The 8,850-nt window shown below is 59.8% G+C and carries 8 protein-coding genes; 1 reads left to right on the forward strand and 7 read right to left on the reverse strand.

All coding sequences use genetic code 11. The features are described from left to right. A partial coding sequence (locus tag Q392_RS32335; protein ID WP_245610821.1) for a hypothetical protein occupies window positions 1-589 on the forward strand: 589 nt, incomplete at its 5' end. Here Q392_RS32335 and Q392_RS25730 read toward each other — a convergent pair. The 7 genes from Q392_RS25730 to Q392_RS32345 all read right to left on the reverse strand — a co-directional run. Next, window positions 586-3,558: a Tn3 family transposase gene (locus tag Q392_RS25730; RefSeq protein ID WP_038215085.1), complete on the reverse strand. Its 2,973-nt coding sequence runs from the start codon at window positions 3,556-3,558 to the stop codon at window positions 586-588. The two genes, Q392_RS32335 and Q392_RS25730, sit on opposite strands and share 4 nt — an antisense overlap. A 2-nt stretch (window positions 3,559-3,560) precedes the next feature. Beyond that, a complete protein-coding gene (locus Q392_RS25735) occupies window positions 3,561-4,118 on the reverse strand; it encodes a recombinase family protein (protein WP_001162010.1) in 558 nt (185 codons plus the stop codon). A gap of 130 nt (window positions 4,119-4,248) precedes the next feature. Continuing rightward, window positions 4,249-5,736 carry an efflux transporter outer membrane subunit gene (locus Q392_RS32340; protein ID WP_003056103.1) on the reverse strand — a complete coding sequence of 496 codons (1,488 nt, stop codon included), beginning with the start codon at window positions 5,734-5,736 and terminating at the stop codon, window positions 4,249-4,251. Next, a complete protein-coding gene (locus Q392_RS25740; RefSeq protein ID WP_003056106.1) occupies window positions 5,723-6,196 on the reverse strand; it encodes a cytochrome c in 474 nt (157 codons plus the stop codon). The genes Q392_RS32340 and Q392_RS25740 overlap by 14 nt, the downstream gene beginning before the upstream one ends. Before the next feature lie 28 nt (window positions 6,197-6,224). Next, window positions 6,225-6,935: an ABC transporter ATP-binding protein gene (locus Q392_RS25745; protein WP_003056107.1), complete on the reverse strand. Its 711-nt coding sequence runs from the start codon at window positions 6,933-6,935 to the stop codon at window positions 6,225-6,227. A gap of 1 nt (window position 6,936) precedes the next feature. Next, window positions 6,937-8,142 carry an ABC transporter permease gene (locus tag Q392_RS25750; RefSeq protein ID WP_003056108.1) on the reverse strand — a complete coding sequence of 402 codons (1,206 nt, stop codon included), beginning with the start codon at window positions 8,140-8,142 and terminating at the stop codon, window positions 6,937-6,939. Next, window positions 8,139-8,850, reverse strand: a 712-nt coding sequence (locus Q392_RS32345; protein WP_157008283.1) for an efflux RND transporter periplasmic adaptor subunit, incomplete at its 5' end; no start/stop codon positions are given. The genes Q392_RS32345 and Q392_RS25750, both read right to left, overlap by 4 nt.

The following is an 8,850-nucleotide window of genomic DNA, read 5'->3' on the forward strand; positions in this document are numbered from 1 at the left end:
AGCGCAAGATGAGCAACTTCAATGTTCGGCATCGCGGCGCAGCGCTCCATTTGCGGCATCAGCCAGTGCCGGTGCTTCGTATCTGAACAGTATTTGGCCTAGATGGCTGCGCCTGTGGGAAGTGACTCCGTTGGATCCACTCTTACTCTTCGTCGTAGCCAATACCGTTGGACCATCGACAAGCTCCCTGTACAGCTTGTATCTTGGAGCGACGTACGGAGTTAGGGGAGCGCTTGGCTACACGCTCGGCACCAGTCTTGGCTTCTCCATCGTCGTCACTACCAGCTCCGTGCTAGTCGCGGTTGCCTATGAGATTCCTGCTGGCGGGCAATTTGGCCTAAAGCTGTTCGCGTCTGGCTATACCGCGTGGATTGCAAGCAAGTGCTTGCGTACTGCCTGGACGTCCAGCCGTGATTCCACCAAGGCTCTTGCCTTCACCAAGCTTGGGGCCTATGACGGTGCCATTCAGCAACTCGCAAACCCACGAGGGTGGGCCCTCGCCACTGTCTCAGTGGTCGGGTTCTCCGACGCCCAAGTCCCACCGTTGATGGAGGGGTCGTCTCAGAAAACGGAAAATAAAGCACGCTAAGCCGGTGGCAGCGGTCGCAATGGCCTGAACTTCCCCGCACCGACCTTGGCACTGCTGCGCCATAGGTAATCGCCGGTCAGGTTGATATGCTCCCACCCCAGCGGTGACAGATATTGCAGCAACGTGTCGTCCAGCGCCTTGCCGTGGGCACGCAAAGCACTGGTGGCATGCTCCAGATAGACCGTGTTCCACAACACGATGGCCGCCGTCACCAGATTGAGGCCGCTGGCCCGGTAGCGCTGCTGCTCAAAACTGCGGTCGCGGATTTCACCCAATCGGTAGAAGAAGACCGCCCTGGCCAGCGCGTTGCGCGCCTCGCCCTTATTCAGCCCCGCATGGACGCGGCGGCGCAGCTCCACGCTTTGCAGCCAATCCAGAATGAACAGCGTGCGCTCGATGCGCCCCAGCTCGCGCAGGGCGACGGCCAAGCCGTTTTGGCGCGGATAGCTGCCGAGCTTGCGCAGCATCAGCGAGGCCGTCACCGTGCCCTGCTTGATCGAAGTGGCCAGCCGTAGGATTTCATCCCAATGAGCGCGAATAGCCTTGATGTTCAGCCTGTCGCTGCTAATCATCGGCTTGAGTGCATCGTAGGCAGTATCGCCCTTGGGAATGAACAGCTTGGTGTCGCCCAGGTCGCGGATGCGCGGCGCGAACCGGAATCCCAGAAAGTGCATCAGGCCGAACACATGATCGGTGAAGCCCGCCGTGTCGGTGTAGTGTTCCTCGATACGCAAGTCAGACTCGTGGTACAGCAGGCCATCGAGCACATAGGTCGAGTCGCGCAAGCCGACGTTGACCACCTTGGCGCTGAAGGGCGCGTATTGGTCGGAGATATGGGTATAGAACGTCCGCCCAGGGCTACTTCCATACTTCGGATTGATATGCCCGGTGCTCTCTGCCTTGCTGCCGGTTCGGAAGTTCTGGCCGTCCGACGATGACGTGGTGCCGTCGCCCCAGTTTCCGGCGAAGGGTTGTCGAAACTGTGCGTTCACCAGCTCGGCCAGCGCCGTCGAATAGGTTTCGTCGCGAACGTGCCAGGCTTGCAGCCAAGACAGCTTGGCGTAGGTGGTGCCAGGGCAGGACTCGGCCATCTTGGTGAGCCCAAGATTGATACCATCAGCCAGAATCGTCGTCATCAGCAAGGTTTTGTCCTTGGCCGTGTCGCCGGTCTTCAGGTGTGTGAAGTGGCGCGTGAAGCCCGTCCATTCATCGACCTCCATCAGCAACTCGGTGATCTTGAGGTGCGGCAGCAACATCGCCGACTGGTCAATCAAGGCTTGCGCGGCGTCTGGCACCGCTGCGTCCAGCGGCGTGATCTTCAGGCCCGATGCAGTGGTGATGATGGCATCCGGTAAGTCGTTGGTCGCCGCCATGCGGTTGACTGTGGCGAGTTGCGCCTCCAATAATTCCAGTCGGTCATGCAGATATTGGTCGCAGTCGGTGGCCACGGCCAGTGGCAATTCGCTGGCCAGCTTCAGGGTGGCGAACTTCTCGATCGGCACCAGGTATTCGTCGAAGTCCTTGAACTGGCGCGAACCCTGCACCCAAACATCACCAGAGCGCAGTGCGTTCTTCAGCTCCGACAGGGCGCATAACTCGTAGTAACGCCGGTCAATACCCTCGTCGGTCAGAACCAGCTTTGCCCAGCGCGGCTTGATGAATGCGGTTGGCGCATCGGCGGGCACCTTGCGCGCGCTGTCGCTGTTCATGCCGCGCAGCACGTCGATGGCATCGAGCACACCCTTGGCGGTGGGCGCGGCGCGCAGTTTGAGCACGTCCAGGAACTGCGGCGCATAGCGGCGCAGCGTGGCGTAACTCTCGCCGATATGGTGCAGGAAATCAAAATCGGCAGGCCGCGCCAGCGTTTGCGCCTCGGTGACGTTGGCGGCGAAGGTGTCCCACGGCATGACCGCTTCGATGGCGGCGAACGGATCGCCGCCGCTTTGTTTGGCTTCAATCAGCGCCTGACCGATGCGCCCATACATCCGCACCTTGTCGTTGATCGCCTTGCCGGAAGCCTGGAACTGCTGTTGATGCTTGTTCTTGGCCGCATTGAACAGCTTGCCGATGATGCGGTCGTGAAGGTCGATGATTTCATCAGTGACGGTGGCCATGCCCTCGATGGCCAGTGCTACCAAGGTGGCGTAACGCCGCTGCGACTCGAACTTGGCCAGGTCGGCGGGCGTCATCTGGCCGCCCTCGCGGGCGATCTTGAGCAAGCGGTTTTGGTGTACCTGCCGTTCGATGCCAGCAGGTAGGTCAAGCGCCTGCCAGGCTTTGAGGCGTTCGATGTGTTCAAGCATGTGGCGCGAGTTCGGCTTGGCGGGCGATTGGCGCAGCCACGCTAGCCACGTCATTTTGCTACCATCCTTGCGCTTGAGCAGTTCGTCCAGGCGCTGGCGATGGACAGGTATCAAGGAATCGGCCAATGCCGCATGGATGCTCCGGTTGGCACGGGTAATGGCCTCGGCGCTTGCGCGCTCGATGGCATTCATGGCGGGTAGGATGATGCTCTGCCGCCGCAGGTTTTCAACAAGGGTGCTGGCCAGCACAATGCCTTTGTCTGTTTGCAAGGCCAGTTCGGTCAGTGTATGCACGGCTTGCCGGTAGTGACTCATGGTGAAGGGCTTGAATCCAAACACCGTTTGCAGCTCGACCAAGTGCTCCCGCCGTGTCTGCTCGCGCTGGCCGTAATCGTTCCAGCTTTCCACCGGCACCTTGAGTTGTGCGGCCACCATGCGCAGCAGGGGCGGAAATGGAGGTTCATCGACGCCCAAGAAGATGCCAGGGAATCGCAAGTAGCAAAGCTGCACGGCGAAGCCCAATCGATTCGCGGCGCCGCGACGCTGACGGATCACCGACAGGTCGGTTTCGTTGAACGTGTAGTGCCGTATCAGTTCGTCTTTGGCATCTGGCAGTGCCAGCAGACTTTCGCGCTCGGTGGCGGACAGGATTGAGCGGCGTGGCATGGTCAGTCTTCCCGCAGGTACTGGTACAAGGTTTCGCGGCTGATGCCGAAGTCACGGGCCACCAAGGTTTTTTGGTCGCCTGCCGCAACTCGCCGTTTCAACTCGGCAATTTGTTCGCTGTTCAGCGATTTCTTTCGTCCCCGGTAGGCACCGCGCTGCTTGGCCAGCACGATTCCCTCGCGCTGACGTTCGCGGATCAGGGCGCGCTCGAACTCAGCAAAGGCTCCCATGACCGACAGCATCAGATTGGCCATCGGTGAGTCCTCGCCGGTGAACGTCAGCCCTTCTTTGACGAACTCCATGCGCACGCCCCGTTGTGTCAGCCCTTGGACGATGCGGCGCAGGTCATCAAGGTTGCGTGCCAACCTGTCCATGCTATGCACCACCACGGTGTCGCCCTCGCGGACGAAGGCCAGCAGCCTTTCAAGTTCGGGACGTTGTGTGTCCTTGCCTGAAGCCTTATCGGTGAATACCTTGCCGACTTCTATTTGTTCCAGTTGTCGATCAGGATTCTGGTCGAAGCTGCTGACGCGGACGTAGCCGATACGTTGACCTTGCAAGATGCCTCCAAAGGTAAAAATGTCAGGATGAAATCTATTACCCTTGACTGAATGTGTCAATAAATATAAATTCACACTCTACTCTGACGTTGTTTGTGCTCAACATCTGACATCAGGTTAGGGCATAGCCTTAACTGACACCACCTCCCAGGGCCTGATATAAAGCAACACTATCGACTAGGCGTTGTGCCTGGGCCGCAACCATATTGATCCGGATTGACTGTGCCTGTTGCTGCGCGATGAGCAGTTGCAGGTAGCTGGCCGCGCCCAGCCGGTATTGCCGCTCGACCGACTGCAAGGAGGCCTGTGCAGCCATATCAGCGGCAGCGAGGGCAGTCAAAGTTTGTGCATCGCTTTCCACCGCGCGCAGGGTGTCGGCGACGTTACGCAAAGACTCCAATACGACGCTCTGGTAATTGGCTGCGGCGGCATCAAAAGCGGCGAGCGCCGCTCTTTTTTCAGCGGGTAGCCCTGGATTAAAAAGAGGCTGGGTGAGCTGCGCAACCAGGCCCCACACTGCCGAGCCACCACCGAACAGGGTACCGGTGGTCAGCGCTTGAGAGCCAAGGTTGGCGCTCAGGTTGATCTGTGGGTAGAGCTTGGCGACAGCCACACCATAGTCTGCATTGGCCGCATGCAACAGCGCCTCTGACGCCTGGATATCCGGTCGGCGGCGCACCAGTTCTGAGGGCACGACGAGCGGCATCTCGACGGGCAGAGTGAAATCGGCCAGAGTGAAGGCCGGGATGCCACCCGTGCCTGGGGCACGACCGGCTAGCACCGCCAGTAGATGTTCGGTTTGTTGCAGTTGTTTACGCAGCGCAGGCAGTTCTGCCCGCGTTTGCTCCGCCTGAGCTTGTAGGCTCAACGCTTCATCAGGTGAGGCCTGACCGATACGCACGCGTTCATGGGCTAGGCGCAGTTGCTCATCCTGCACGCGCAAAATGGCAGTAGTGGCTTCTAGTTGCGCGGCGAGGCGTGCTCGGGTAATGGCAGCGGTTGCCATGTTGCCGGCAAGGGCCAGGCGCGCAGCATTCAGTTCGAAGCGACGGTAGTCGGCGCGAGCAGCCAAGGCTTCGAGTGCGCGCCGGTTGCCGCCAGCCAGATCGAGGTTGTAATGCACGCCAACGCTGGCGTTGTAGAGGCTGAATTGACGTGCGTCTCCGCTCAACCCTTGGCTACTGGGACTCATTTGCTGGCGCTGAGATCCCAGTGCGACATCTACCTGTGGATATTGCGTCGAGCCCGCCTGTGCGGCAAGAAGCTCCTGCGCCTGTCGCAAATTGGCGCTGATGCTCGCCAGCGTCGGGCTGACATGGAAAGCTTCGTTGATCAGTCCGTCGAGTGTGGATGAACCCAAGCTTTGCCACCATTGCGTTTCGATCGGAAGCCCTTCGACTAGACGTTGTGTTTCGCCGAACTGCGTGGGAGCGGACGCGGTTCTATCAGCCACCGGTGTTGCAGTGTAGCGAGCCACATCGGGTGCGGTGGGACGCTGAAAATCAGGGCCGGCGGCGCAACCGGCCAGACCGGCGGTGACCAGACCAGCTACCAGGTAAGTTGCCGCAAGCCGTCTTTCGAGGCTGATGGGGCGCTGGCATGTTTTAGCGTGCTCCATAAAAATGCTCCACGAAAGGTTTACGGAAAGCTTGGTGGCAGCCCAAGCAGCTTTCCTGCACGTGGGCGAATGATTGGATCACCGCCTTGCCGTCGCTGCTCGCAGCAGCCAGCTTCATGGCCAGCGCCGCCTCGTGAGTCTGCGCGTCAAAGTTTCTGAACTTGGTCGCATCAGCGCCGAGGTAAGCAAGGATGCGCATTTTTTCAGTAAGCGGTGGCTCGGGGTGTGCAGCAACTTTTGGGGCGAGCTGAACGACCTGAACCCATTCCTCCTGCGAAATCGCACCGGTAATAGCCTGCATGTTGCGCCCGAGTTCCTGCATGATCTTGCGTAGCGCCAGTGGCTCAACCTGGGTAGCGTCACCAGCCCAAGCTGGCAACTGAAAACCCCATAAAAGCAGGCAGGCCGTAACGGTCAGGGTGATAGTTCCAAATGCGTGGCTGTGTTTGCGGTGGGTCATGAAATTCTCCTGTAATTCAATCGTTCTCTCATTCGAACTCCCGCCCTTCGCCAGCTTCCTCATGGGTCACACCGTCGCGGATGTGGTAGATGCGCTTGAAAGTGGGGATGATCTTTTCGTCATGGGTGACGACGATGATGGCGGTCTCGAACTTCCGAGCCATGTCATTGAGGATGCGGATTACAGCCATGGCGCGCTCACTGTCTAGTGGAGCTGTGGGCTCATCAGCCAGGATCACCGGAGGGCGATTGACCAAACCTCGCGCAATGGCGACCCGTTGCTGCTCGCCACCGGAGAGTTGCGAGGGCATGGCGCGAGCCCGGTGTTGCACATCGAGCGCGGTGAGCAGTTCCAGTGCCTTCGCGCGCGACTCCCCATTCGCGACGCCTGCGAGCATCGGCAGTAGCGCCACGTTGTCGGTGACATCGAGAAACGGAATCAGGTATGGTGCCTGGAAAACGAAACCGATCTTGTCGCGCCGCAAGGCGCGCAAGTCGCGGACTTTCCAGCCATCGTCGTAGATCACTTCATCGCCCAGCGTCATGCGACCGGCGGTCGGATCAATCACCGCGCCCAGACATTTGAGCAGCGTGCTCTTGCCGGACCCGGAAGGGCCAATCAGGCCCACCACCTCGCCGGGTGCCACCTGCATGTCCACGCCTTTCAAGGCATTGACCGCGGTATCGCCCTCGCCATAACGTTTTCTCAAACCTTCGATGCGAATGCCTTTGCCACTCATCTCAACCTCCAATGGCTTCGGCCGGGTCGACCTTGAGTGCCATGCGAATGGCGACGATGCTGGCTAGAACGCAGATCACGAGCACGGCGAAAAAACCGGCGATGGAGTCGAACGGCATCAGCAGTACGTACTTGGGAAACAGGGGCGCTGAGAAAGTGGCTGTGATCTTGCCGACCACGAAACCAATCACGCCCAGGGCGAGCGCCTGCTGCATGATCATCGCGGCGATGGTTCGGTTGCGTGTGCCGATGAGCTTCAACACCGCGATCTCGCGGATTTTGTCCATCGTCAGCGAATAGATGATGAAGGCAACGATGGCCGCGCTAACGATGGCCAGAATCACCAAGAACATGCCGATCTGCTTGGCCGACGTGGCGATCAACTTGCCGACGAGGATGTCTTCCATCTGTGCCCGTGTGTAGACCGTCAAACGTTTCCAGCGCCGGATGGATTCGGCAACCTCGTCCGGCGCATGACCAGGTTTCAGAGTGACCAGCACTGCATTGACGAACGCGTTGGTGCTCTGTGAAGCAATCACGGCATCCAGCAAACCAGTAACACCGGGTCGATTGAAGGCCGGGTTGGCTTCGGTGCGACGCCGGCTTTGCCAAATGGCGTCGTTGTCCTTGAGGAACTGAGCCTCTTGGGCATCCTTGAGCGGAATGAATACCATCGGGTCGCCGCTGGACGACACCATGCGCCGTGTCAGCCCCACGACGGTGTAATGATTTCGGCGAATGGCAAGACGATCTCCCAGTTTGAAGCCGGTGGCGATGTCGGCCACCGCCTCGTAGTGACCGCGCGTGATCTGGCGTCCAGCGACGAGATAAGGAGGCCATCCGGGTGTAGCCCCCAACGCACCGGGCGCGATGCCGACCACCATGGTGCGTACATCACTCTCGCCCTTGCGTACCTGCATGGTCAGGTAGGTCACGTTCGCTGCCTGTGAGACTCCCGGCATGGCGAGAATGGCGCGATACACGTCATCGTTGAGGCTGGACGACTCCGCATAAGGACCCAGAGTATCCTTTTGCACCACCCAAAGGTCAGCGCCACTGTTGTCGAGCAACGCCTTGCCGTCGTCCACCATGCCTCGGTACACCCCAGCCATGACCAGGGTGACGCCGATCAGCAGACCCAGACCGATGCCGGTGAAGACGAATTTTCCCCAGGCATGGAGAATGTCGCGGCCGGCCAGGCTGATCATCGTGACACTCCTGGGATATGGTCGACCACATGGATGCGGCTGCGCGCCGTCAGTGCCTTTTCGCTATAGGTCACAACCTGGTCCCCATTCTTGAGCCCTTCGCGCACCTGCACGTAACCATTGAGGTCGGAAGTGCCGAGCTTGACCGGGGAGAAATGCAGATCACCATCCACGATTTGCCAGACACCAACTTTGTCGCCCTCACGCTGGACGGCAGCGTTGGGGATCAGTGGAGCGGCCGGGAGCGCCGGCAAGTCAACCGTGACTTCGGCCAGTTCACCCACCGGTGGCAAAGGTTCTGGTTTGTTATCGAATGTCACCTTGGCAAGCGTTTCCTCGGTTACCGCGTCGGCCTTGGGTTCCACCCGCAGCACGCGACCTTTCAAGGTCTGGCCACCACGCGAACGCAGGACGATAAGAGTCGGCAACCCCCCAGCCAGCCCCGATGCGCTGATCTGGTCGAAGCGCGCATTGATCCACAAACTCTTGGGGTCGATCACTTCCACCACGGCCTGGCCCGCGACGATGGTCGTGCCGGGATCGGCATCGCGCACGGCGACTGCACCGTCGACCGGCGCGATCAGGCGCAGATTGCTCCGCTGCGCGACGAGTCCTTCGCGGTCGGAGCGTGCCCGGACAATATCTTCCCGAGCGGCAGATAAGGCGGCATCGGCGATCTGCAGTTCCTGCCGCTTGGTGGTGACGATT

The sequence above is a fragment of the Xenophilus azovorans DSM 13620 genome (genome assembly GCF_000745855.1).
Classification (GTDB): Bacteria; Pseudomonadota; Gammaproteobacteria; order Burkholderiales; family Burkholderiaceae_C; genus Xenophilus; species Xenophilus azovorans.